Annotated in this window: 20 protein-coding genes; 13 read left to right on the top strand and 7 right to left on the bottom strand. The window is 65.5% G+C overall.

The genetic code is table 11. The features are described 5' to 3' along the window. Positions 1-6: 6 nt before the first annotated feature. From DEU37_RS05710 to DEU37_RS05700, 3 genes are read right to left on the bottom strand one after another with little or no spacing between them, the layout of a single operon-like run. Positions 7-1,116, bottom strand: coding sequence for a hypothetical protein (locus DEU37_RS05710; protein WP_121189676.1), 1,110 nt, complete (start codon positions 1,114-1,116; stop codon positions 7-9). Continuing rightward, complete coding sequence (locus tag DEU37_RS05705) at positions 1,113-2,768, bottom strand: cell wall metabolism sensor histidine kinase WalK (RefSeq protein WP_121189675.1); 1,656 nt, start codon at positions 2,766-2,768, stop codon at positions 1,113-1,115. The genes DEU37_RS05710 and DEU37_RS05705 overlap by 4 nt, the downstream gene beginning before the upstream one ends. Before the next feature lie 19 nt (positions 2,769-2,787). Beyond that, entirely contained in the window at positions 2,788-4,491 is a 1,704-nt protein-coding gene (locus DEU37_RS05700; protein ID WP_121189674.1) for a HAMP domain-containing sensor histidine kinase, read from the bottom strand. A gap of 63 nt (positions 4,492-4,554) precedes the next feature. On the opposite strand from DEU37_RS05700, the gene DEU37_RS05695 reads away from it, so the two are divergent. Continuing rightward, on the top strand, positions 4,555-4,935 hold the full coding sequence (locus DEU37_RS05695; protein ID WP_259457161.1) for a response regulator transcription factor: 381 nt from the start codon (positions 4,555-4,557) through the stop codon (positions 4,933-4,935). Between the two features lie 11 nt (positions 4,936-4,946). On the opposite strand, the gene DEU37_RS05690 is transcribed toward DEU37_RS05695, so the two are convergent. The 4 genes from DEU37_RS05690 to DEU37_RS05675 form a co-directional block, all read right to left on the bottom strand. Next, positions 4,947-5,882 (bottom strand): hypothetical protein, encoded by a 936-nt coding sequence (locus tag DEU37_RS05690; RefSeq protein ID WP_121189672.1) that lies wholly within the window; start codon positions 5,880-5,882, stop codon positions 4,947-4,949. 3 nt (positions 5,883-5,885) lie between these two features. Continuing rightward, positions 5,886-7,403, bottom strand: a complete 1,518-nt coding sequence (locus DEU37_RS05685; RefSeq protein ID WP_121189671.1) for a polysaccharide biosynthesis tyrosine autokinase — start codon at positions 7,401-7,403, stop codon at positions 5,886-5,888. 138 nt (positions 7,404-7,541) lie between these two features. After that, the gene (locus DEU37_RS05680) at positions 7,542-8,939 is read right to left on the bottom strand and encodes an HNH endonuclease signature motif containing protein (RefSeq protein ID WP_220699824.1); all 1,398 of its coding nucleotides are present in this window, start codon (positions 8,937-8,939) and stop codon (positions 7,542-7,544) included. Between the two features lie 125 nt (positions 8,940-9,064). Then, positions 9,065-9,664, bottom strand: coding sequence for a low molecular weight phosphatase family protein (locus tag DEU37_RS05675; RefSeq protein ID WP_121189670.1), 600 nt, complete (start codon positions 9,662-9,664; stop codon positions 9,065-9,067). Between the two features lie 69 nt (positions 9,665-9,733). Here DEU37_RS05675 and DEU37_RS05670 point away from each other — a divergent pair, with 69 nt between their 5' ends. The 12 genes from DEU37_RS05670 (at position 9,734) to DEU37_RS05625 (ending at position 23,461) form a co-directional block, all read left to right on the top strand. Beyond that, positions 9,734-10,597, top strand: coding sequence for a CPBP family intramembrane glutamic endopeptidase (locus DEU37_RS05670; RefSeq protein ID WP_259457160.1), 864 nt, complete (start codon positions 9,734-9,736; stop codon positions 10,595-10,597). 114 nt (positions 10,598-10,711) lie between these two features. Beyond that, positions 10,712-10,954, top strand: coding sequence for a helix-turn-helix domain-containing protein (locus DEU37_RS05665; protein WP_147424857.1), 243 nt, complete (start codon positions 10,712-10,714; stop codon positions 10,952-10,954). After that, positions 10,951-12,204, top strand: coding sequence for a type II toxin-antitoxin system HipA family toxin (locus DEU37_RS05660; RefSeq protein WP_121189668.1), 1,254 nt, complete (start codon positions 10,951-10,953; stop codon positions 12,202-12,204). Before DEU37_RS05665 ends, DEU37_RS05660 begins: the two co-directional genes overlap by 4 nt. A gap of 166 nt (positions 12,205-12,370) precedes the next feature. Continuing rightward, positions 12,371-13,948: a sugar transferase gene (locus DEU37_RS05655; protein ID WP_121189667.1), complete on the top strand. Its 1,578-nt coding sequence runs from the start codon at positions 12,371-12,373 to the stop codon at positions 13,946-13,948. A gap of 562 nt (positions 13,949-14,510) precedes the next feature. Further along, on the top strand, positions 14,511-15,011 hold the full coding sequence (locus DEU37_RS14740) for a hypothetical protein (protein ID WP_147424856.1): 501 nt from the start codon (positions 14,511-14,513) through the stop codon (positions 15,009-15,011). A gap of 51 nt (positions 15,012-15,062) precedes the next feature. Further along, on the top strand, positions 15,063-16,169 hold the full coding sequence (locus tag DEU37_RS05650; RefSeq protein WP_121189666.1) for a glycosyltransferase: 1,107 nt from the start codon (positions 15,063-15,065) through the stop codon (positions 16,167-16,169). Continuing rightward, on the top strand, positions 16,075-17,328 hold the full coding sequence (locus DEU37_RS05645; protein WP_121189665.1) for a glycosyltransferase: 1,254 nt from the start codon (positions 16,075-16,077) through the stop codon (positions 17,326-17,328). Before DEU37_RS05650 ends, DEU37_RS05645 begins: the two co-directional genes overlap by 95 nt. Positions 17,329-17,342: 14 nt before the next feature. Continuing rightward, entirely contained in the window at positions 17,343-18,416 is a 1,074-nt protein-coding gene (locus tag DEU37_RS05640) for a glycosyltransferase family 4 protein (protein WP_121189664.1), read from the top strand. Beyond that, positions 18,406-19,446 (top strand): glycosyltransferase, encoded by a 1,041-nt coding sequence (locus DEU37_RS05635; RefSeq protein ID WP_121189663.1) that lies wholly within the window; start codon positions 18,406-18,408, stop codon positions 19,444-19,446. Before DEU37_RS05640 ends, DEU37_RS05635 begins: the two co-directional genes overlap by 11 nt. Positions 19,447-19,619: 173 nt before the next feature. Then, positions 19,620-20,747 (top strand): hypothetical protein, encoded by a 1,128-nt coding sequence (locus DEU37_RS14815; RefSeq protein WP_183043599.1) that lies wholly within the window; start codon positions 19,620-19,622, stop codon positions 20,745-20,747. Further along, a complete protein-coding gene (locus DEU37_RS05630) occupies positions 20,744-21,982 on the top strand; it encodes an oligosaccharide flippase family protein (protein ID WP_183043598.1) in 1,239 nt (412 codons plus the stop codon). The genes DEU37_RS14815 and DEU37_RS05630 overlap by 4 nt, the downstream gene beginning before the upstream one ends. A 168-nt stretch (positions 21,983-22,150) precedes the next feature. Beyond that, positions 22,151-23,461 carry a UDP-glucose/GDP-mannose dehydrogenase family protein gene (locus DEU37_RS05625; protein WP_121189661.1) on the top strand — a complete coding sequence of 437 codons (1,311 nt, stop codon included), beginning with the start codon at positions 22,151-22,153 and terminating at the stop codon, positions 23,459-23,461. Positions 23,462-23,873: the final 412 nt, after the last annotated feature.

The raw sequence follows: 23,873 nt of genomic DNA, 5'->3' as shown, positions 1-23,873 counted from the left end.
AGGCGTTCAGACGATCATGCTCGCGCGTTCCCAGCGGTCGCCGCCGGCCAGTTGCGCCTCGTCGGCGGCGGCAGCGGCCGCGGCGATCAAATCGTCGAGGTCGTAGCCGACACGCGACACACTCGCCCAGCCGATGCTGGCGGACAGACGGACGGTGATCGACTGGTCGGTCGAGACGGTGGCGACCCTCTCCAGGAGGGCGCGCAGAAGCGGGCGCACCGCGGCCTCGTGGCGCGGCAGGAGCACGAGCACGCGCGACGGCTCGATGGCGTGGAGATCCGCTTCGGCGGGGAAGACGGCGGAGACGTCGGAGAAGAAGCGGTCGAGCACACGACTGTAGGCCTGCGCGCTCGAAGCTTCGCGAAGGGCGATCGGGTCGTCGAGGCGCACGTCCAGCAGCGACCACCATGCATCGTCATACCGCTCGGCGCGGGTCAGGCGGTCGCGAGCGATGGTGCGAAAGCCCGGCACGGTGACGGTGACCGCCGCGGGGTTCTCGGCGCGCGTCAGCAGCAGCAGGGTCGTGAGGGCGGTGACGAGGGTGATGGCCATCACCACCGGTGTGAACTGTTCGGTCACCGGCAGCTGGTCGTCTGTTACCAGACGCTCGCCCACCAGATCCACGCACAGCCAGACCACGGAGAAGACCGCGACGATGCCCGAGGAGAGCGCGAGCGGGACGATGACCCCGCGCGGCGCGTGGCGGATGCCGACGAGCTCGATCGTGATCGCAGCCGAGACCGCGGTGAAGACGACCAGCTCGACGTTGCCGACGAGGTCTTCCACCGCGGTGCCGGTGGTCAGTGCCACGGTGACGGTCACCACGACGCTCCCCCCGATCATCGCCGGCAGCAGGACGAGGCGCCGGCCGCGTCGAACGCGGATGCCGACCCACACCAGGCCCAGAGAGAAGAGCATGAGTCCGTCGCCGAGGGCATCCAGCCACGCGGTGTCGAGAAGCGCGGTGCTGGTCTGTGCGTAGGTGGCCGCCATCGCGGCGATGAAACCGCACGACCAGATGGCGGCTTCGCGCGAGGGACGTTGCAGGAAGCCCAGCCCGATCATCACGGCCGTGCACAGTGTCGTCAGGGTGACCATGATCGTGGAGATGCTCATGTGGATGCTCCCGCAGTGGTGTCGCGATGGGGTCGGGTGAGCGGAAGACGCACGGTCGCGACCGTGCCCGTGCCGAGGGTGCTCTCCAGGGTGATGGTGCCGCCGCTCTCCTCGATGATCTGCCGGGCGATCGACATGCCCAGGCCCGTGCCGGCGATGCCGCTGGCGGTGGCGCTGCGGGCACGGAAGTACGGCACGAACACACGCTCGAGATCGTCGGAGCCGATGCCGATGCCGGTGTCGATGACGCGCAGCACGGCGTCATCGCCATCGGCCTCGGTCGTGACGTCGACCCTGCCGCCGCGAGGCGTGTACTTGATGGCATTGCTGATGAGGTTGTCGACCACTTGGCGCACGCGGAAGCCGTCGCCCGAGATCGCCAGCGGCGTCGCGGTGTGGGTGCGCAGGTCGATGTCGGATGCCGTGGCAGCGGGCGCAAAAGCGTCGGCGGTGGCTTCGGCGATCGCCGACAGGTCGAAGCGGTCTGCGGCGTCGGAGGCGCGATGGGAGTCGAGCAGCGACCTCGTGAGGGCCAGCATCCGCTCGGCCGCGCTCTCGATGACGCTCGCGTGCTCGCGCTGCCCGGGGGAGAGATCGTCGCCGTCCAGCATGAGGTCGGCGTGGCCGATGATGACCGTGAGCGGGTTGCGCAGTTCGTGTGAGACGGCGCTCGTGGCCGCGCGCTGCTCGCGGCGTTCGCGCTCGATGGCGGTGACGTCGTCGAGCTGGATGATCGAGACCTCGGTGTCTTCTCCGATCTCGGTGCGCACCGACCCGCCGCGGATCGACATCGACAGCGCGCGCCACTCGCCGCTCGCGTCGTAGAGCCAGATCAGGTCGTTGTCGACGCGCTCGCCGCGGACGGCGCGCGCGATGGAGGTCGCGTCGCGGGGCAGCGCCGTGCCGCGGTAGCCGTCGTACTCGACGGCGCGGGGCGGATGCCGGTAGTCGTCGTTGTCGTAGGCGTACAGGTGCCGGTACGCGGAGTTGGCGAGGTCGATGTGGCCGCGGTCGTCGACGCGCGCGATGGCCGTGCTGATGGTGTCGAAGAGGCCGTTCGCGCGGTCTTCGTGCGCGCTCATCCGGGCCACGGCGCGGTCGAGCTGGCGGGACTGGCGCCGGATCAGCAGACGGAACGCGCGGGTGCGGCGGGCGCCGTGGTTCATCGCGATGCCGAGGAAGCCGAGGCCCAGCAGCACGATCATCACCTCCAGCGGCGATGTCAGCGGTGTCCCGGGGATCCACCAGCGCGCGATCTGCAGCGCGAAGGCGAGGATGAGGGTGAACACCACGGCAGCCATCGAGTAGTACGCCGCGACCCACGCCATCGGCACGACCCAGAGGTATCCCAGGGTTTCGTCCGTCATGGCCAGGAACCCGATCGCGACGGTGTCCGCGAGGGGTAAGAGAAGCACGAGCTCGCGATGGCGGGCCCATGGCATGACGATCGCCCACGATGTGATCGCGCTGATGAGAGCGAGGCCGACCAGCAGCGAGACGTTCTCGAACATGCGCGGGCTGAGCAGAACCACGCCCAACGCGACCGCGATCGTGCTGAAGCCGACGATGAGCTGCCACTGCCACACAGACCTCACGACGGTGCCGATCAGCTGGCTGTCGGCCCATCGGCTTTCCGTGTGGGGGGTCGTCATCGGTTCCTCTTTGGGCAGTCTATTGATCGCTCTCTGCGGATCCGTCCAGGGCCGGGGTGCCGCTCGGGACGGCTGGTGCAGCCGGGCGGGGCAGCAGAAGGGTTGCCTTCGTGCCGTGCCCGGGCAGGGACACGATCATGACCTCGCCGCCGTTGCGGCGGGCGAGCATGCGGGCAATGGGCAGTCCGAGGCCGGTGCCCGGCGTGGCCCGGACCTCGGCCTGTTCTCCACGGTAGAACGGGTCGAACACCTGCGCGAGGGCGTCGGTGCCGATGCCCGGTCCGGTGTCGCTGACCGTGAGCATCACGTCGGCGGCGACGCCCGCGATCTCGACGCGGACGTCGCCGCCGGGGGGCGTGAACTTCAGGGCGTTGGAGAGCAGGTTGCCCAGTGCGCGCGCGGCGTCGTCGCGATCGGCGAAAACGGCGAACCCTTCGGCGCTGGCCATATCGACCTCGACGGAGCGCGTGGTGGCGCCGCCGGTGTGGTCGGCCACGACCTCGTTCACCAGGTCGGATGCCGCGATCTCGCGTGGTCGCGGCCGTTCGGCCCGTGTGCGGCTGAAGGCGAGAAGGTCATCGAGCATGCCGGACAGCCGCCCGGTGTTGCGGTGGATCGCGTCGACCCACGCTGCGGCCTCGGCGGGCAGATCGGCCTCGGAGAGCAGCTCGCTGTAGCCGGCGATGATCGTGATGGGGGTGCGCAGTTCGTGGCTCGTCGTGGAGAGGAAGTCCTGCCGCTGGCGTTCGAGGTCGTAGCGCACCTGGATGGTCGCGGCGGTCGCGCGCGCGGCCTCGGCGCTCTCGTCCGCGGCATCCACCGCCGTGCGGGCGTTGCGCAGCGACTCGTTGCGTTCGGTGGTCGTCAGAACCGTGAAGATCGCGAGTGCGGCGACGAAGGCGGCGACGGTGATGGCGCGCTCGACCGGACCGATGCGTGCCGGGTCGAACACCCCGATGCTCAGCGGGCTGAACAGCATCGTCGTCAGTGCGACGAACAACGCTTGGATCTGAGCGAGCAAGGGGGGAAAGCGCAGGCTGGCCCAGGCCAGCGGCACGAAGACGAGGAACGCGAGCGGCAGGGGGCTGAGCGGTCCGATGCACGCCGCGATGACGGCGAGCATCGCGAGGATCTGCGCCGCCAGCTCGCCCGGCCGCGACGGCGGCTGCGGTTGCGCGTCGAAGAGCGCGAGAGGAACGATCAGCAGCACCGCCGACAGGTGCGAGGCGCAGGTGACGAGGGCCGAGGCGAGGGGCTCACCGTCGACGAGAGTGATGTTGATCAGCGCGATGAGCAGGGCGAAGACCAGTGCGGAGAGCGCCGACAGGGCGACGAACTGCACGGCATCGGTGGTCGTGCGAAGGCGTGCATCTCGGCCGCCGCGCAGCAGCAGCACGCTCAGCAGTGTCGCTTCGATCGCGTTCGCCAGGCCGTACAGCCCGCTGATCTCAAGAGATCGCCCGGCCACGAGGTTGCCGGCAATCGTGGCGACGAGCACGACGAGCACCGATACCGCACGGCGGTGCCGCGGCGCGCGCAGGATGAGCACCACCGAGACGCCGGCTGCGGGCCACCACAGTGCGACCGGTACACCGGGAACGGAGAAGCTGACGGCGACGATGGAGAGGACGAAGATCAGCAGTGCTCCGCCCAGCCAAAACACCGCCGCCTGCCAGGGCGAGGTGCGGCGATCGACGGGGTGATCCACCCCGAGGGCTGTCATACGAGTACGCTAATGGCAATCGGGGGAAATCTAGACAGGCTAGTTATTCGAGGGGCTGAGTCGGTGGAGGACGCACCCATGGCGAACGTGCTCATTGTCGATGACGACGCCGATGTCGCTGAACTGGTGCGAACGGTGCTGAGCATCGCCGGTCATGAGGTCACCGTCGCCGGAGACGGGGAGCGAGCGATTGCGGCGGCATCCGCCGCGCACCCCGATGTCATCGTGCTCGACTGGATGATGCCGGGGATGACGGGAATCGAGGTCTGTCGTGTGCTTCGGCGCGACCCCTCGCTCGATGCCACCCGCATCATCATGCTGACGGCCAAGTCGGCGCCGTCCGATATCGACGCGGCGCGCGGTGCCGGTGCCGATGACTATGTCGTGAAGCCCTTCGCGCCGCGCGAGCTGCGTCGCCGCGTTGCCGAGATGCTCGCCTCGTGAGGGCGGCCGGCTCAGCCGGCGACGTCGATCAGGCGTGAACCTGCCCACAGGGTGAGCACGGTTCCCGACGAGCTGCTGCTCGCATCCAGCGCGAGAGGCCCTGCTGCGTCGGCGGCATCGAGCGCCGTGCACCCGAGGTCGGTCGCATCGGTCGCATCGCTCGAGCGGGCGGTGATGCGGATGCCGGTGCACGCGGCATCCGTCTCGGCGATGTAGACGGTGCGTGCGGCGACGGCGACGGCGCGTGCTCCCGCGGCCAGACGGGTCCAGTTCTGGCCTTCCAAGCGGTAGGCGGTGCCGTCGCAGACGAGTGCGGTGGTGCTGCCTGCGGAGCGCAGGCCCCACGGGCTCGCGCAGGGGGCCGCGATGCGCGTGCCGTCGACGATCACGGCACGCTCGCCGGGCAGCACGTAGGTATCGGCGGCGAAGATGTCGGGGTAGGGCTCCCAGAACTGGCCGTCGGTGTAGGTGCGCAGAGTGTTCAGGGTGCAGCTCGTGCCGAGTGCCGTGACCGCGGTGGCGTTGCGTCCGCCGAACGAGGTGAGGCTGAGGATCTGGGCGGCGCCCTTGGTCGTCGGGGTGACGGCCTGCCAGGTCGCGCCGCTGTCGCCGGAGCGTTCGACGACGGGGGCGGCGCCGCCGCACGTTCCCGCGGTGGCGCGCCACATCGCATCGGCGCCGACGGACAAGAACCGTTCCGCCGCTCCGGGGGCGGCTGCGGATGCCGGGGTGGGCGAGGCGGACGCGGTGGGTGTCGCCGTCGGGGTGCGGACGGCGTAGGTGAAGGTGGGGGCCGGGCCGACGGTGGCGTCGAGGTCGCCGGGGCCGCGACCCTGCCGGAGCGCGGCGACGCTGAGCCCGACGGCCGCGACGGTGAGCGCGATCAGTCCGATCGCGATGACCGTCGCGCCGCCGCGGCTCGTTGCGGAGCGGCGCTGGCGGGGCATTGCTCAGCTCTCCCTGTCGGCCTCGCGCGCGTCACGGCGGGAGTCGAACCCGAGCTCGTCGAGCGTGGGTGAGGTGGGGACGCTGGCGAGCGGAGTGGTGCGTCCGCGGCGCTTGGCCGCCTTGCGCTCGGCCTTGGATACCTTGGCCGGAGTCTCGCGGTAGCCGTATCCGTATCCGTAGCCGTACCCGTAGGCGGAGTAATAGGAGTCGGGCCCGCGCGTGGGCACCATCGACATCACGAAGCCGGCGAGCTTGGCGCCGACCGTGTTGAGCGCCTCGGTCGCGCCCTGCAGCTGGTGCTTGGTCGTGCGACCGGCCGAGATGATCAGCAGCGCACCGCTGGTGGCGCGGGCGAGGATCGCCGCGTCGGTGACGGGCAGCAGCGGCGGCGCGTCGCAGAGCACGACATCGAAGTCCTTCTCGAGCATCTCGAGCAGGGTGTTCATCTGGCGGGAGCCGAGCAGCTCGCTCGGGTTCGGCGGGATCTTGCCGGCGGGCAGCACGTAGAGGCTGCGGCCGCCCCAGGGGAGCATGACCTCGCTGACCTTCGCGCGGCCGATGAGGACGTCGGTGAGACCGGCGCCGCCTTCCATGCCGAGGTATTCGGCGACCTTGGGCTTGCGCAGGTCGGTGTCGAGCAGGGCGACGCGCTTGCCGGCGTCGGCGAGGGCGATGGCGAGGTTGATCGTGGTGGTCGACTTGCCTTCGCTCGGGATGGAGCTGGTGACGACGAAGCTCGATCGGCCGCCCATGTCGAGGAACTGCAGGTTGGTGCGCAGGGCTCGGAACGACTCGGCGCGAGGACTGAGCGGATCGGCGTGCACGATGAGCGGGCGCTCTCGCGCCTTGGCGTCGTACGCGATCGCGCCGATGCTCGGGGCGCCGGTGATCTGCTCCGCGTCGCGCGGCGTGCGCACGCGGTTGTCGAGGGTGGTGCGCAGAACAGCGACACCGATGCCGAGCGCGAGGCCGACGAGCACGCCGAGGGCGAGGTTCAGCGGCACGTTGGGGCTCGACGGCTTGAGGGCGGGCTGCGCGTCGCTGACCCGGCTGAGGCGGATGGCGCTGGCGCCGCTGTTGCTCTCGGGTTCGAGCTGCGGCACCGCGGAGGCGAGGCTCGCCGCGACCGCATTGGCGATCTTGGCCGCCTGGACGGCGTCGGGGTCGGAGACCGTGATGGTGATGAGCGTGGAGTTGAGGGCCGCCGACGCCTTGACGTCCTTCGCCAGGTCTTCGGCGGTGCGGGCGAGGCCGAGGTCGGCGATCACCGGGTTCAGAACGACGGGTGTCGTCGTGAGCCCCACGTAGGTGTTGATGCGCGCCTGCGCGAACGAGGATCCCTGCTGCAGCTCTTGGGCGGTGTTGCCCGACTGCGTCGAGACGAACACCGTGCTCGCGGACTCGTAGATCGGGGTCCTCGTGAGGGAGTAGCCCGCCGCCGCGCCGAGTCCCAGCAGGGTCAGCACGACGATCACGAGCCAGTTCTTGCGGAGGATGCGGATGTAGTCGCTGAGCTCCATGGTGCCTCTCGAGGACGCGCTGCCAGCCAGGGGGAGGGGTGCAAGGCCGGGACGATCGGACTCAGTCTGCCATAGCGGATGTTTCGGGTCGGTGTCCGCGCGGCAACACCTGCGTGAGGACCCTGCGCAGCGCATCCGTCAGCACCGCAGCGCACAGCGGGCGCTCCCTCCGATGCGGGGCGTGCGGTCGGCGTCGATCCACGGTGGCGGGATGAACCACACCCGCGCCGTCACTCCGACGCCGTCGACGCGGATCTCCCACCCGTCGGCGTGAATGCGATGGTGGCAGCCGGTGCACAGCAGCACGCCGTTGTCGAGGTCGGTGGGCCCGGCATCCCTGTTCCACCAGGCGATGTGGTGGCCGTGGGTCCACGCCGGCGGTGCGCCGCAGAACGCGCAGCCGCCGTCTCGTTCGGCGAGGGCGAGCTTCTGGGCGGGAGAGAACAGGCGGCGCGCGCGGCCCCAGTCGAGAATGTCGCTGTCGCCGCCGAGGACGCACGGAATGACCTGCAGGTCGGCGGCGAGTCGACGCACCTCCCGCGCGGGCAGCGATGCGTCGAAACCATCGATGCTCGCGACGCCGCATCCCGACTCGAGCTGGTCGAGCGTCATGCGCACGACGACCGTCGTCGTCGCAGCGGTGGGCACCTGTTCGCACCCCAGAGCGTGCGCACACAGCTCGTGCAGCGCGTCGGCCCGCATCTGCGGCAGCGTGCGCTCATCGCGAATGTCATCGCGCGCGGCACCTTCGACGCGGTCACCACCACGCGCGTCGCCGTGCCCGTGCACGTGCTCGCGCCGTGGGGCGTGCTCGTTGGTCTGCAGCACGCGGGTGACCATCGCGTCGAGAGCGGTCTTGATGGGAGCGGCGGTGGCCAGGTCGAAGACGCCGGTGAGGTGCAGCATGCCGTCTCGCTCCTGCATCCGCAGTGCTCGGGCCGATCGATGTTCCTCGTGCGCGGCGGTGATCCCGTCGGGGTCGAGCTCGGCTTCGGCGCGCGCCAGCAGCCGGGTGAGCTCGTCGGCGCGCAGTCCGGGTGCCCGCTGGCAGAGGTCGCGCTCCGCGGCATCCCGGCGGGAGGGATCGACGCGCAGCGACAGCTTGTCGAGCAGGGTGATGATCGCCGACGCCGCCATCATCGACAGGGCGCCCGCCGAAACGGCTGCCGCCACGTGCGGATGCGCGGCGGGGCGGGGCTCCCCGCTGATCGTGGTGCGCGGCGCGGTGCTCTCGCCCACCTGCACGAGTTTGATCGCCTCGCCCACGCTCGCGCCGGTGGTGGCTTGGATCAGCGCGACAGGGGAGCGGAATCCCTGCTTCTTCGCGAGGGAGTCGCCGCCGAGCTGAGGCCGCGACTGACGGGAGATCTCGGCTGCGACGGGGGCGAAAGCGGCGTCGACCTGGCGCATGAGCACGCCGAAGGCGCGGTTCACCTCGACGAGTGCACTCGGCGACAGCGCGGCCGGCGCCTGCGCGCCACCCGCCGCCGCGAGCGCCTCGAGCGCTGCGGCGATGCCATCGAGCCGGTTCTCCATGACTTCGACATTAGAACATACGTACGACATTCATTCGAGTTGTCCACAGGCTCGGGTAGGTGCGTTTTGACTCGCTGCGCTCGCTCAACGACCGGGGTGCGAGCGCGAAACGCCGACCCCGTCTCTCAGCCGAAGGCGATCCGCACGACGCGCTCGACGGCGGCCAGGCCCGGCTCGAGCTCGGCGGCGGAGCGTTCGTACGTCGCGGCGGAGCGACCGTAGGGGTCGATGACGTCGTCGTCCTCGGCGGATGCCGGCGGCAGCGTGATCCCGCGCCGCCCGGCGATCGCGCCCAGAGCGGCGGCGAAGCGCTCCCGCGGTGGTGCGCCCTCCCCGGCCGTCGCGGCAGCCGTCCGCAGGTCGTCGTCGCTCAGATCGGCGGCGAGGCGGGCGAACTCGCGGGCGGTGAAAGCCTGTCGCATGCGCGAGGGGTCGAGCTCGACGACCTCGCGGCGGTGGTCGCGCGCCATGGCGAGCACGAGATCGGCCGTGCGCACGTGCACTGGGGTGAGGAAGCGGGCGCCGTGGGCGCCGACGAGCGCCGGGTCGACGCCGCGGGCGACGGCGAGGTCTGCGGCTTCGGGTGTCATCGGCATCCCGTCGCGCGCGCGAGCGCCGGCGCTGGAGACGCGCACCGGAAGGTCGGCGAGGCGAGTGGCCAGCAGCTGGGCGGCCAAAGGGGAGCGGCAGATGTTGCCGGTGCACACGGTGAGGATCTCGAGCACGCTGACTTCCGGTGTCGATAGAGCGGGGAGGGAGTGTGTGGCTCGCCGCGTGACCGGTAGTTTGGCCACGTGCCCGATCAGCTTAGCGACCCCGGTTCGTCAGCCCTCGAGGCGTCGACGCCCCCGCGCCGGTCGTCGAGCGAGCGCAACGAGCCGGAAGGCTCGGCGGCCAGCGAGACGGCAGCGCCCGGGCGCCGTCGCCGCATGCGCACCGACTGGCGTCTCGGAGGCACGGCGGTGCGCAAGTGGGACCTCTCCGTGCTGTCGGCGGCTCTCATCGGGGTCGGGCTCGGGGTGGTCGGCGGGGGCGCGGTGAGCCGCGTCGCTGCACCGTGGGCCCCGATCGCGTCGACTGTGGTGCTGTGGCTCGGTCTCGGCGCCGCGGTGGCGTTCGCGTTCGTGAGGTCGCGGCCGGCCGGGCTGCTGCGGTTTCGGCCCATCGATGTGCTGTGGGGGGTCGGGCTGGGGCTCGGTCTGCGTCTGCTGCAGGGCTGGGTGAGTGGTGCGGATGCCGAGGCCTTCCCCTCCGCGATGGCGCTCGACGGCGGGCTGCCCTCGGGGTGGTGGCTCACGGAGGCGGTTCCGGCGGGGCTGGTCGCGCCGCTGGTGGAGGAGTTCTTCTTCCGCACGGTCGTGCTGATCGCGGTGTATCAGCTGCTGCGGCGGAGTGTGGGCGGGGTTGCGGCCGGGGTGACGGCGGCGCTCGTGTCGGCGGGAGGGTTCGTGCTGCTGCACGCGACGGCGGGGACGTTGACGCTGGTCGACGGCATCCAACTCTTCGCGGTCGGCGGCACGTGCGCGCTGGTGGTCCTGCTCACGGGGCGCATCTGGGGCGCGGTGCTGACGCACTTGACGTACAACGTGTCGTATCTGGTGCTGGTCGTCGTCGGAACGCTGGGTGCCGTCGCGCCGACGGCGCCGTCGCTCGGCTGAAGCATGTCTGAATATTCGGACATCGCTTCGTGTCGGAATATCCGGACATCTTCTCGAGTCTGAATATCCAGACATGGTAGATTGTCGGGATATTCAGACATCCAGGGGGTGCTCATGGCCGGGAGGCGAATCGACGTCGAGGTGCGCAGGGCGAACGACCTCGGACCTGTGCTTGCGCGTGTGCGAGAGGAGCGCGGCATCCGTCAAGAGGACCTCGCCGACGAACTCGGCTTCGCCCGCTCGTACCTCGCAGCCTTGGAAACGGGGACTCCGGTCATTCAGTTGCGACGCCTTTTTCAGGTGATGAGAAGGCTGGGTATCCGTCTGACGGTCTCCTTCGAGCGGACGGGCACGTGAGTGGTGAACTGGACGTCTACCTCGCCGGCCACCACATTGCCACTCTGACGTCGACGTCGAACCGACGGGTCGTGGAGCTCACGTGGTCGCAAGAGGCAGATGTCGGCGACATCCGGTTGTCGGAGAGCTTCGCGCAGATCGTGGGGCTGAGCCCCGACAGGCAGCGGCTCTCGCGATTTCTCGGCGGGTACCTGCCCGAAGGGCAGCAGCGCGCCGCCATGGCGAAGCATCGCGGCATCGCTGCGGATGATCTCTTTGGCTTCTTGCGCGAATACGGGGGATCACTTGCGGGGGCGCTCGCCTTTCGCAAGGCTGACGACCAGCCAAATTACGAGTTGCTGACGCCGAAGAAGCTCGCACGTGCCTTCCGTGAGGCCTCTGCCCGATGGAACCAGGGCCTGCGTGACGACAGTCGCTCGATGATTCCCGGCTTCCAGCCGAAGGTGCTGGTCACCAAGCTGGACGACGGCCGGTGGTACCAACCCCATGGAGGCGCGCACTCTACGCACATCCTCAAGCCGCCCCGAGAAGACGCGGCGGCTCGCCTCTATGACGAGTTTTATGCTCACGAGCTGGCCCGTCACATGGGGTTGGCGTCGTTCCAGAGCGAGATCCGCAAGGTCGCGGGCGAGCCCTACCTCGCGATCGAACGATACGACCGGCGTCAGCGCGACGGCGTGGTTGAGGTGATCCACCAAGAGGACGCCGCGCAGGCGCTCGGGTTGGACTGGACGTCGGATGCCGTGAAGTTCCAGAACCAGGATCGACCGAACGACCGCTCGCACGCCTCGGCCGGCGCTATCGCTGAAGCGCTCGTCGCCCTGGACAGCGACCCGCTGCAGGGCTGGCTGCGTCAGCTGACTTTTCGCGTGTTGATCGGCGACAACGACGGACATGCGAAGAACGTCTCGATCATGCACCTACCCGGTGAAGACAGGCTCGCCGATTTGTACGATGCGGTTCCCAATCTCTTTCAGCCGGGGCGCGTCGACTTCACACTCGCGCTCTCGGTCAACCGGGTGTTCGATCATCGCGACCTCACCAAGGATCACCTGGAACGCGAGGCCGCAGCATGGGGAGGGCTCAACCCGCGAGCGATTTCGGCGACGGTGGATGACGTCTTCGGCCGATTCGAGGCGGCGCTTGAGGCGGTGCCGTTTCCCCATCAAGGTTCCCCCGATGTCGTCGCTGCTCTCCGCCGCACTCTTGAACGGCTCCGCACCGGCAAGACCATCGGCCAGTACGCCTGAGACACCAAGTTTTCACCAAAGGGATGATGAGAGGCCTCTCATCCTGCTCGTAGGCTCGGGTCTCACCGGGAGCTATCAGCCCGTCATACGTCACACATTTGACACATGCGGCTGGTACCCTCCCGACAACCGGGGGGCCGAAACCGAGATCTAGGAGGAAGCCGAAGTGTCGACCGATATTCAGGTCGATGCGACGACGGAGTCGCCTCACGACTCGACAGCATCCCGCGCGGACAGCGGCTCCATCACTGCTCCGGCCGGTGCGTCGACTCAGGCCACCAGCACCATGCGTCCCGCTGCCCCACCCTTCAATGATTGGCGTCGCCGCTTTCAGCGACGGCTGATCGTCAGCGACTTCCTCGTGCTGACCTGGGCCGTCTTCGGCGCTCAGATCGCATGGTTCGGGTTCGGAAATGCGCAGGTCGCGATGCGCGCCGACTCCCGCATCACCGACTTCTCCTACTGGGGGTTCTCCGTTCTCCTCATCGTCCTGTGGATGGGCGCGCTGTCGTGGAGTGATTCCCGCAGCTACCGCGTCATCGGCATCGGCACGAGTGAGTACGTGCGTATCGCGGTGTCGAGCTTCCGTCTGTTCGGCGTGATCGCGATCGTCGCGTTCCTGACGCGCATCGACGTCGCCCGCGGCTTCCTTCTCCTCAGCCTGCCGGTCGGTGTCGCCGTGCTCCTGTGGACGCGGTGGCTCTGGCGGCAGTGGCTGCTGTCGAAGCGCCGCCACGGGCAGTGGTCGGCACGGCTCCTCCTCGTCGGGTCGGAGTCTTCGGTGGGGCAGATCGCTCGCGAACTGCAGCGCTCGCCGCGGTCGGGGTACGTCGTCGTGGGCGCGTGTGTTCCCCACGGCAAGATCGCCGATGTGATCGAGGGCACGAACGTGCCGGTGATGGGCAGCGTCAACGCGGTGCCGTCGGCGATGCACGCCGTCAACGCCGACACCGTCGCGATCACGAGCACCGATGAGCTTCCGCCCGACAAGGTCAAGGAGATCTCCTGGGGTCTGGAGGCGGGGCGTCAGCACCTGGTGCTCGCGCCGAGCATCATCGACATCGCCGGCCCGCGTCTGCACACGCGCCCCGTCGCCGGTCTGCCGCTCATCCACGTGGAGACGCCGCGGTTCACGCGCGGTCAGCTCTTCGTCAAGCGGACCTTCGATGTCATTACGGCGTCGGTCCTCATCGTTCTGCTGTCACCGGTGCTGCTGATCGTGACGATCGCGGTGTCGTGGACCAGCGTGGGTCCTCTTCTTTATAAGCAGGAGCGCATCGGCCGTAACGGCCAGCCGTTCAAGATGCTCAAGTTCCGGTCGATGCGCGTGGGCGCCGACAAGGAACTGAAGGCGCTGCTCGAAGCGCAGGGCACGAGCGAGAAGCCGCTGTTCAAGATCAAGGACGACCCGCGCATCACGCCGGTGGGCAAGTTCATCCGCAAGTACTCGCTCGACGAGCTGCCGCAGCTGTTCAACGTGCTCGGCGGCTCGATGAGCCTGGTTGGCCCTCGTCCGCAGATCGCAGCGGAGGTGGCTCTGTACACGGATGCCGCGCGCCGGCGCCTGCTGACCCGTCCCGGCCTCACCGGCCTCTGGCAGGTGAGCGGCCGTTCGAGCCTCGATTGGGAGGATGCCGTGCGCCTCGACCTCTACTACGTCGAGAACTGGTCATTGGTCGGCGACCTGGCGATCTTGATGAAGACGGCAAAGGCTGTCATCGCGCCGGGGGAGTCGGCGCACTGAGCTTGGCTGCGACCAAAGGACACCAATGAACAACGACCTCAAGATTCGCACCTTAAGAAACGCGATCCCCCGGCACTGGATCAACCTTCAGATCCGAATCAAGAAGCTTCAGATCAGATTCTTGCTTGATCGGCGGTCCGCACGAGCCGTGTCCCGCTCGCATGCGGCGACCGCAGAGCAGAAGAGTCGAGCGCGCGTCGCAGTAGATATCAGCCCGTATCCGCTCCTCGGACATCAGGTCTCCTCATGGATCGCTGGGTATATGTGGTCGCGAGAACTAGGCGTTGCGTATCGAGGAGGCGTTGTGCCGGCTGATCGCCGGGGCCTTTTCGACTTCTCTGAGGACGAAGACCACACGCGGATGAAGGATGAGCGCCATGTGAGGGCTCTCCCCGTTCACGACGAGCGCGATGGTAAAGGTGTCCCAGTGCTATCCGACCAACTCGCAAGGATCCTAGGGCGGACAAGCCGGGGAGTAGTTCTCCGACTTCGACGTGATCCCCAGTGGTGGGATCAGATTCCTGCCGCGCCAGCAATCAGGCGGGCTCTCCTGGCTGGTTATATGGGGGAAAGCCTTCGAGAATTTGAGGCGGGAGAACCATACATCGCGCTGCATGTCCGACGTGGCGGCGACATCGACAAGACGACCACGGGTGGCGCTGATGACAACCAGTCTGTTCATCGGTGGGTCGAGGAGGACTATTACCTCTCGCTCGTCTCACAGATCAGAGATACTCCTCAACTTGCTTCGCTTCCGATTTTTGTCGTTTCAGTCGATGACCTCGGTGATTTCAGCGAGCTCGCGTCGATCGACAACCTTGAGTTTCGCGTTGACGGTGATCGTGACAGCGATCTTGTCTTCCTGGCAGGCGCCGCCGTGCTGGCGACCTCCCCGAGTTCATTCAGCTTCACAGCGGCACTAGCCTCTCGCGGGGTCGTGATCGCACGATACCCGTGGTGGCACAACGTTCCAGAAGAAGGGCGCTGGGTGCGTGCGGATGAAGCGGGAACCTTGTCGCCTGACCGACTCTCCAGTGCCCTGGCGCACGTTGGTGTCTCGTGACTTTGCAAATTCGTTATCTACTCATCTACCGGACGGAGAGGTAGCGAACGAGTGGCTGGCTTGATTGTTCATGAGTGGGTCGAGAAGACGGGCGGCTCGGAGAAAGTCGTCGATCAATTCGTGCACCAGTTCCCCGATGCAGATGTCTTCGTTCTGTGGAGCAACGATCCTGGAAGATTTGGTCAGAACCTAAGAGAGAGCTGGATCTCTCGGACGCCCTTGAGGCGATCAAAGGTGACGGCTCTCCCCTTTGAGATTCCTACTTGGCGACGGATTCCTGAGAGGAGGAGTTACGAGTGGATCTTGTCGAGTTCGCATCTCTTCGCGCACCACGCCCGCGTGCCGCGACAGCGGGATATCCCGAAATTCGTGTACGCCCATACCCCAGCGAGATACATCTGGGAACCGGACTTGGACGAGAGGGGCAGATCGGCAGCTGCTAGGGTGATATCCACAGCTATAAAGCCGCTTGATCGCATCCGTGCGCAGGAGGCTCGGGCTATCGCCACGAATAGCGAGTTCACACGTGCGCGTGCCAAAAGAACATGGCACCGCGACTCGGTAGTCATCTATCCGCCTGTGGATGTGGCGCGGATCACGTCCACGTCGGTATGGGCAGAGGCCCTAGATGAGCAGGAGCGACTTCTCCTGGAAAGTATCCAGCCCGGGTATCTTCTCGGAGCGTCACGGTTCGTTAGTTATAAGAGACTCGACCTGGTGATCGCCGCCGGTGAGGCCTCGGGAAGGCCTGTTGTAATTGCGGGAGCTGGCGGACTCAAGGGAGATATCGTACGCCGAGGCAAGGAAGCTTCGGTCCCCGTCGTAGTTGTCGAAAGTCCTCGCGACCGGCTCCTCTTTGCTTTGTACCAGCGCGCTTTCGGGTTTGTTTTCCCGGCAGTCGAGGATTTTGGAATCATGCCTGTGGAGGCAATGGCGGCAGGGACGCCCGTAATCGTCGGCCCCGTTGGCGGCGCTAAAGAGAGCGTGAATGCTGCGCAGGGGGGAGTGGTTTTGCGTGACTATAGTTCGGAGTCTCTGCGCGAGGCAGTGATCGATCTCGAGCATGTTGATCGCCGGGGCTTGCCCGCAAGAGCGGGAATGTTTTCAAATGAAGCTTTCCGAGCTCGGATCGGCGACTGGATCGCGAATGGAATTTGAGGGCGGTATGCATCAGCCCCGGAAAATTCGCGTCGCTCATGTGGACCATACTGTCGTGTCCGGAGGCGCAGAGATTGCCCTCGCGCGTCTCATAAATTCTGAACCAGGCTGGGAGCCATATCTCTTCGTTCCTCGAGGCTCGGATAGAGCCGAGATGCTTGCACGCGCGAATTTCATGGACGTAGTTGAAACTGGGCCTCAACAGAAGCCCGGTCTTGCAAGCGCCGGGTTGAGGGGTGCGTTTCGTTTTTCTGGCGCATTGGCGCGCCATGCCCTGGCGCTCACTTTGAGTCGCCGCTTTCGTTCGGTCGATATCGTTCATGCCAACTCCACTCGTGCGGCGCTCTACTCTGTGTTCGCGGCGAAGCTCTCCAGGAAACCGCTGGTCGTGCATTTGCGAGACGCGGTCTCCTCCGATTCTTTGGGCCGGATCGGGTACCGCGCCATGACGAAGCTTGTGCTTCCGGCAGCCCGCGGTGTGGTGGCTAACTCGCAGTACACCTTGGGAACAGCCCGCGAACATGTCGCGGCTGGCGTGGTTGCTCGTGTGATTCCGAGCGCGGTCGGACTGCCGAGGCGGGCGGCGCCGACTCATGAGCGCCCCGAGGTTCTGACGATCGGTATGGTGGCTCGGGTCGCAGAGTGGAAGGGACAGAGACTGGTGCTCGAGGCGTTTGCGCGCGCCTTTCAAGCTGGATCAGTCCGCCTCTCATTCGTCGGAGGAACCGAATTGGGCGGGTCCGATTATCTTCGGACGTTGCGATCTTTGGCGGATAACCTTGGCGTTTCGTCCCGTGTGGACTTTCTCGGCCAGGTGCCGAGTGGTGCAGTAGAGGCGCTGATCGACGATTTGGATATCTGCGTCCAGGCGTCGATCCGTCCCGAACCCTTAGGTCAAAACGTGCTTCAGTACCTCGCGCGGGCGCGTCCGACGGTCGTGGCCGATCGAGGGGGACCTGTGGAGTGGATCCGAGATGGTCACAATGGGCGCACGTTTCGCAGCGGGGACGTCGAGGATCTCGCGCGAGTGCTGAAGGAGCTCGAGCCAAGAGAGCAGCGCGAAGCTTTGGCGCGAGGCGCCAGTCAGACGCCGTTGCCGACCCTCGAGTCGGTGGCAGCGATGCACCAGGACATGTATGTCGAGTGCATGCGACCTTGAGAGGCTTTAGTTCAATGCAGATACGGTTTCACGTTGCGAGTCGCGAGCCCATCACACGATCCGGAGGCTTGCACAACTACGTCATCTCTCTGGCTGCGGGTCAGGCGGCGCTCGGCAGGCGTGCGCTGATTGCGCACGAGATCGGTGCGAGAGGTGCATATCGAGTCACAGGCGAAGAACCCGTGCCGGACTTTTCGGACCTACGCGAGGATGATAGCGTTCACCTCCACTTTGCTCAGTCGGCGAGACTAATTCGTCCCGCGCTGTCTCACACACGTGCCCAGCGGATCTTTCATTTCCACGGGCCATGGGCCGCCGAGGGTAGGGTGCAGGGCGACGGCCGCATGAAGCAAGTAGCAAAGGCTCTGCTCGAGCGTCGAGAATATCGACGATATGGTGCCTTCATCGTGGCGTCAGATGCGTTCGGCCGAGTGCTGGCTGAAGAGTACGGAATGGACCCGGCCCGCATCACCACCGTTTATCCAGGCGTAGATACCTCTCGATTCTCCCCGGGGAGCCGCCGGGAGGCTCGACTGCGGCTCGGGGTAGACGTCGACGCGCCCACCATTTCCTGCGTGCGCCGCCTTGAGCCGCGCATGGGGCTCTTCAATGCGATAGAAGTAGCGGCGCTTCTGCCCGACGTTCAGCTTCTGATCGCCGGCACAGGTTCTTTGGAGCGCGACCTGAGGGAGAGGGTGAAGGCTCTCGGGCTGGAGGCGAGAGTGCATCTGCTCGGGCGAGTCTCCGATGAGCAGCTGCCGGATGTGTTTCGCGCCGGAGACGTCACACTTGTGCCGACTCTAGCGCTGGAAGGCTTCGGCCTGATCGTTCTCGAGTCGATGGCGAGCGGGACTCCTGTGGTTGCCACGCGCGTTGGGGGCTTGCCGGAAGCGATGGGACCATTCAGGGTTGACTACGTAGTCGATGAGCCTACGGATGCGCATCTGATGGCGTCACTATGCTCGAGCGCCATCCGCCAGGGAGCGACGCTCGCGGCTTCGGTGCGTACATACGCCGAAACCAGATCGCTGATTGAGATGGCCAAGAGTGTCGAGGTCGTCGTAGAGGGGGCTCAGCATGCGAGGTGAGCATCCGAAGATCCTGTTCGTCGGTGATGCGTGGCTTGGCAGCAACGCCCGATCACTAGCAAATGGCTTTCGAGAAGCGGGCGCGACGACCATTCAGATCGATACGACGCCGATCTCCCGTCCGAAGCGGCTGAGTCCGTCTTGGATCTATCTGAAGACGGGCGGCCGAAGGTCGCCCGGAACCCTGGCCGCAGTGCATGAGCAGATCGAGCGACTAGCAGCCGTGGAACGCCCTGACGTCCTTTTCTGCTTTAAAACCATTCATCTCGATCAAGATAGACTTCTGGGCCTGCCGATCAGGACGAAGGTTCACTATTCTGCAGACGACGTTTCGAATCCGATAAACACGACTCCCGAATACATGAAACGCGAGCATGAGTGGGATCTCATCGTCACGACCAAGCGGCACAACGTTGACGAAGTTCGCGAGAGAACCGGTCGCGAACCCCTATTCGTGTGGAGCGCCTATGATCGCGCCTGGCATCACCCGTTCGCCCAGAACTCCGAGAGCCTTGCTTTAGTTTCCTTTATAGGGAACATGAGGCCGGATCGGCGCGATTTTATGGTGGATCTCGCGGATAAGTATGGCAAAGGTCTGCGACTTCTAGGGCCCGGGTGGAATTCGATTCCGCAGCTGCGGCGAAGTCCGGCGTTCGTTGGTCGCGGCGTGTACGGTGAGGATTTTTCGCGTGAGGTGGCAAGGTCACGAGCGCATCTGATCTTACTCAATTCGGATAATCGGGACACGCATACTTGTCGATCATTCGAGGTTCCGGCCGCAGGCGGACTATTCGTTGGTCAACGGACATCTGAGCATCAGCAATTGATTGACGATGGCGAGACAGGTTATCTGTTCGACAATGCTGATGAGCTCCACGATATAATCGATCGAGTTTCTTCTGAGCCGGAGAAATCGGCGAAGATTGCTTGGCGCGGTTACAAGCATATAGCAAGCGCAAAGAATGACTACCGCGCAAGGGCAGAAGAGATTCTTCGGCACCTCGACTATGGCGGCGGGATGCGCGCATGACCCAATTAGCAGTCACTACAATCCTCCTAGCAAGTCTTACTCTCGTTGGCCTGCTCTATTCAGGAATCCCTAGGTTGCTGATCTGGGTGCAGGTTGGGTATTGGGCTGTTTCATACGTGATCCGCCCCGCGATCCTCCTATACGTCGTACCCGCGCCGCGGCTGGGAGACTCTGTGGCCGATCCGCGCCTGGCTCTGGATGCGTACACTGCCGCTCTATCGGAGGTGCTGACGATTGTCGATATTGGGCTCGGTATCTACCTCGGGACTCTGATATTAATCCGAGCAATTTTTAGGCACAGGATTAATTCAGTTTCCGTCGGCGGAGCTCGATCCGTGCCGGGGCTTTTTGCAACCCTAGGAATCAGCTGGATTATTGGTTGGGTGGGACGGATTGGGGTTGTGGCCGGAGGAAGCAACGCTTTCCTCGATCTTCTTGGATACTTCGCTGTCGCGGGCGCATTCGGATTGCTGCTACGACTTCCGGCTACAACGCGTGCATCCCGGATTATCCTCGTAGTGGTTGCTTCTTCGGAGGTCTTGTGGGCAGTCGCTTCAGCGTCCAAGACGCCGCTAATGTCTACGGCCCTGGCGCTCCTGCTCCGCATATTCGTCATTGGTGACGGGCGTAGAGGGGTCAAAGTCGCGGCGATTCTGGGCGTGACGCTTTTGATGTTCCCGCTCATTCAGGCCCTCAAGATCGACGCACGGGTAGGGGGTGAACTATCCGCGGTGGATGCTGCTTACCCGATTCTGGTGCGGCCATTCTTGAGTCTCGTGCGACGCTTCGATCTTCTTAGTGCCGCAACTGACGCCATGTATCTTGGTCCGGGGAACTGGATCTCCGTCGAAGACTTTTGGGGCAGAGCGCTTGCTGCTTTCGTTCCCACCCCGCTATTGCCCGGTCAGAAGACATTCGCTGGTCAAGCGTGGGCGGATGAGGTGCGTTCGTTCTCTACCGGTTCACTTGGCGGCGGCGTTTCGCTCGCAGACGGCTTTATCGCCGAGGGGTGGGCTCTCGCTGGCGTCTGGGGGATCGTTTTGGAATCTGTTGTGCTAGCAGCTCTGCTCTTTTTTGCGGCATGGGCCGTTGCGCGTGGGACGCCAGCGCTGGTGGGCCTAGGGGGGTGCTTGCTCACCTACCCGATCTTGTTCGAGCGCGGCATGCTGGGGAGTTTCAGTGTTCTGGGCAAGTCTCTGCAGGCTGCACTTATCATCTGGCTGATCGGGCTCGTGGTTTCCGAGCTGGCCCGTCGGTCGGCACGTCAGCAAGCCATCTTGACGAGAGGATTGCCAGCGTGAGGTTCAGTTCCCTCTGGTCATTACTTAGGGACTCGGGCCTCGTGCTAGTCGGCCGCTACGGCCAATATATTGTCGCGCTCATCTCGATACCAATCGTCGCTCGTTCACTTGGGGTCGAGGGCTTCGGTCAGTATGCGGTGGCGACCGCGGGCGGCTTCTTCGGTTCGTTAGCGGTCGATCTGGGCCTATCAAGCGTGCTCGCTAGTGACTATGCCAGAGGCGAAGTTCGCGGGCGGTCTCGCACAACCTACATAGCTTTGCGCTTCGCAGTATTGCTTATTCTTGTGGCTTTGCTCGTCGCGGCGCTGTTGTTGAATCTCTCCTACACCAGCTTAGTTCTGGCCGGTACAGTCATGGGTGGTATGTCTTCCGTCGGAGAGGACTGGCTCTTAATCGGTTCTTCGAGGTACATGTTTCTCGCCATCAGTCAGTTGGCTGTTAGATTGGCGTCGCTGGGGGGGCTTGTATTTGTGCTGCCCGCGCACCCCTCCGTTTGGATTGCTGTCTGGATACTTGCAGTCGCTAATCTGGTAGGGGCCGCTCTCACCTGGACCGTAACTTGGCGTCTCGTTCCCTTTTGGCCTCCTACTTTGGAGGAGGCGGGCGTGCTCCTGCGGATAGCGGTGCCGGTAGTCGCCAGCCGCGCACTCGGTGTCGCGAGCAATCAGGGTCCTACCCTCGGCTTTTCTGCGTTCATCGGTCCACAAGTGTTCGGGCTTTTCGCTGCTTCCGACAAACTTGTGCGCGCGGCGCAGTCCTCAATGGATGCTTTGAGTATCGCTCTGATTCCAAGGTTGGGCCGTGCTGCCGGGCGCTCGGGCGATGCCTTCGCCTCCCGTGTACGGCGATCGGTGCTCCTTGCTATGGCCCTCGGTGCAGCAGGGGCAGCCACGCTTACGGTGCTGGCGCCGTGGGGTGTGCCGTTCTTGCTCGGTTCTGAATTCACCGGAGCCGTGCAGGCCCTACAAATTCAGGCGTGGTCGCTGCCTGCTGCCGGCGTAACATCCGTATGTCTTGGCGCGGTGCTGATCACGGCGAAGGACTATCGCGGGATGCTGATCGTAAGTCTTGCGGGCCTCGGTGCGCTGCCTGTCGGTCTTGCGGTCGGTGCGATGTTCTCCGATACGCCGGTGGCGCTGGCTGTAGGCGCATTGATCGTTGATTGGACGCTTTCGTGCGCGGCGCTCTTGCGTACTTGGGTTCGCCATGGGGGTAGCGCGCTTGAAAAATCATAGTTCTCAGAGGCGAAAGATGGCGAGTTCCTGCTTGACAGGCTGTCGTCGATCCCTGTGCTCATTCGTGCGCCCTTTACCTCATGCTGAAATATTGATCCGTTAAGCGCGCTTTGCCGAACATTGAGAGTGGCGCATTCTCGTCCAGCCAACAATCCCGGGAGAGTAGTTATGAAGCTGTCAGTCATCGGTTGTGGTTACCTCGGCGCGGTGCATGCTGCGGCCATGGCGTCGATCGGTCATGAGGTCGTCGGCATCGACGTCGACCAGCGCAAGATCGACGCGCTCTCCAAGGGACAGGCGCCGTTCTTCGAACCCGGCCTGCAGGAGATCCTCACGGCCGGCATCGCGGCAGGAAACCTCCGCTTCACCACTGACATGGCCGAAGTCGCGGGCGCGAAGGTCCACTTCGTCGGTGTGGGAACCCCGCAGCAGAAGGACAGCTACGCCGCCGACCTCACGTACGTCAACGGCGCGTTCGACGGACTGCTGCCGTACCTCGCGCCCGGCGACATCGTCGCCGGAAAGTCGACCGTCCCTGTCGGCACCGCGGCGAGTCTTGCGCCGCGGGTTTCGGAGACCGGCGCGACACTCGTCTGGAACCCGGAGTTCCTTCGCGAGGGTTACGCGGTGCAAGACACCGTTGACCCCGACCGCCTCGTCGCGGGCGTGCCGGCAGGAGAAGAGGGTGAGCTCGCGGCATCCGTGCTGCGTGAGGTCTATCACCCCTCCGTCGCCAAGGGCACGCCGTTCATCGTCACCGACTATGCGACCGCCGAACTCGTCAAGGTGTCGGCGAACGCCTTCCTCGCGACCAAGATCAGCTTCATCAACGCGATGGCCGAGATCGCCGAGGTCACCGGCGCCGACGTCACCCAGCTCGCCGACGCCATCGGCCACGACGCGCGCATCGGTCGTCGCTTCCTCGGCGCCGGCATCGGCTTCGGCGGTGGGTGCCTACCGAAGGACATCCGTGCGTTCTCCGCTCGCGCGGAAGAGCTCGGGCGCGGTGAGTCCGTCGCGTTCCTGCGTCAGGTGGACGAGATCAACCTGCGCCGTCGCGAACGCGCCGTGCAGCTCGTCGTCGAGGGTCTCGGCGGCTCGGTGTTCGAGAAGAACGTGACCGTGCTCGGCGCGGCCTTCAAGCCGCACTCCGACGACATCCGCGATTCCCCCGCCCTCGACGTCGCCGTGCGCCTGCACGGACTCGGCGCGAACGTCACCGTGACCGACCCGGCCGCGATCGAGAACGCCCGCCGCATCCACCCGCAGCTCACCTATATCGAAGACCGCGACGACGCCATCCGCGATGCGGACGCGCTCGTGCTGGTCACCGAGTGGGACGAGTACCGCCGCCAGCTGCCGCCGGAGCATGCATCCTCGCTCGCGCGTGGACGCGTGGTCATTGATGGTCGCAACGGGCTCGACGCGGCGGCGTGGCGTGAGGAGGGATGGACGTATTACGGGATGGGGCGGCCGTAGGGCTCACGCGCGACGCGAGGCGTGCTGAGCCCGCAGCGGCAGGGGACTGCGCCGCCACCAGCCGTGGCGTGCTCGGAGAACGTCTCTGGGCGAAGTGGGCATCCGCTCGAGAATGTGCTCCTCGAGCCGTGCGCGACGTCGCTCGAGCCGCTTGAGCATTCCCCGGTCCGCGTGTGCAAAGACCGACTGAAATGCTCCTGCGCCGAAGAGCGAACGACGCGAAGCGCTGGTCGCCTCAAGCAAATACCACACAGCCACCGCGCCAAATAATGCGCTGAGCGTGAGTTCCCCTGATGAAGGATCATGAATCGCGCCGAGGAGCCTGACCCGCTTTTCCGGACGGGTTGTTTGTGTTGATCATGCCGCGGTTGCGGCGGGGATGTGAAGTCGTTCGAACTCCACGGGGCTGAGG

The organism is Microbacterium sp. AG790 (assembly GCF_003634765.1).
Lineage (GTDB): Bacteria > Actinomycetota > Actinomycetes > Actinomycetales > Microbacteriaceae > Microbacterium.
Note: the sequence above shows the minus strand (reverse complement) of the source record. Positions and strands in the feature narration are given on the sequence as shown.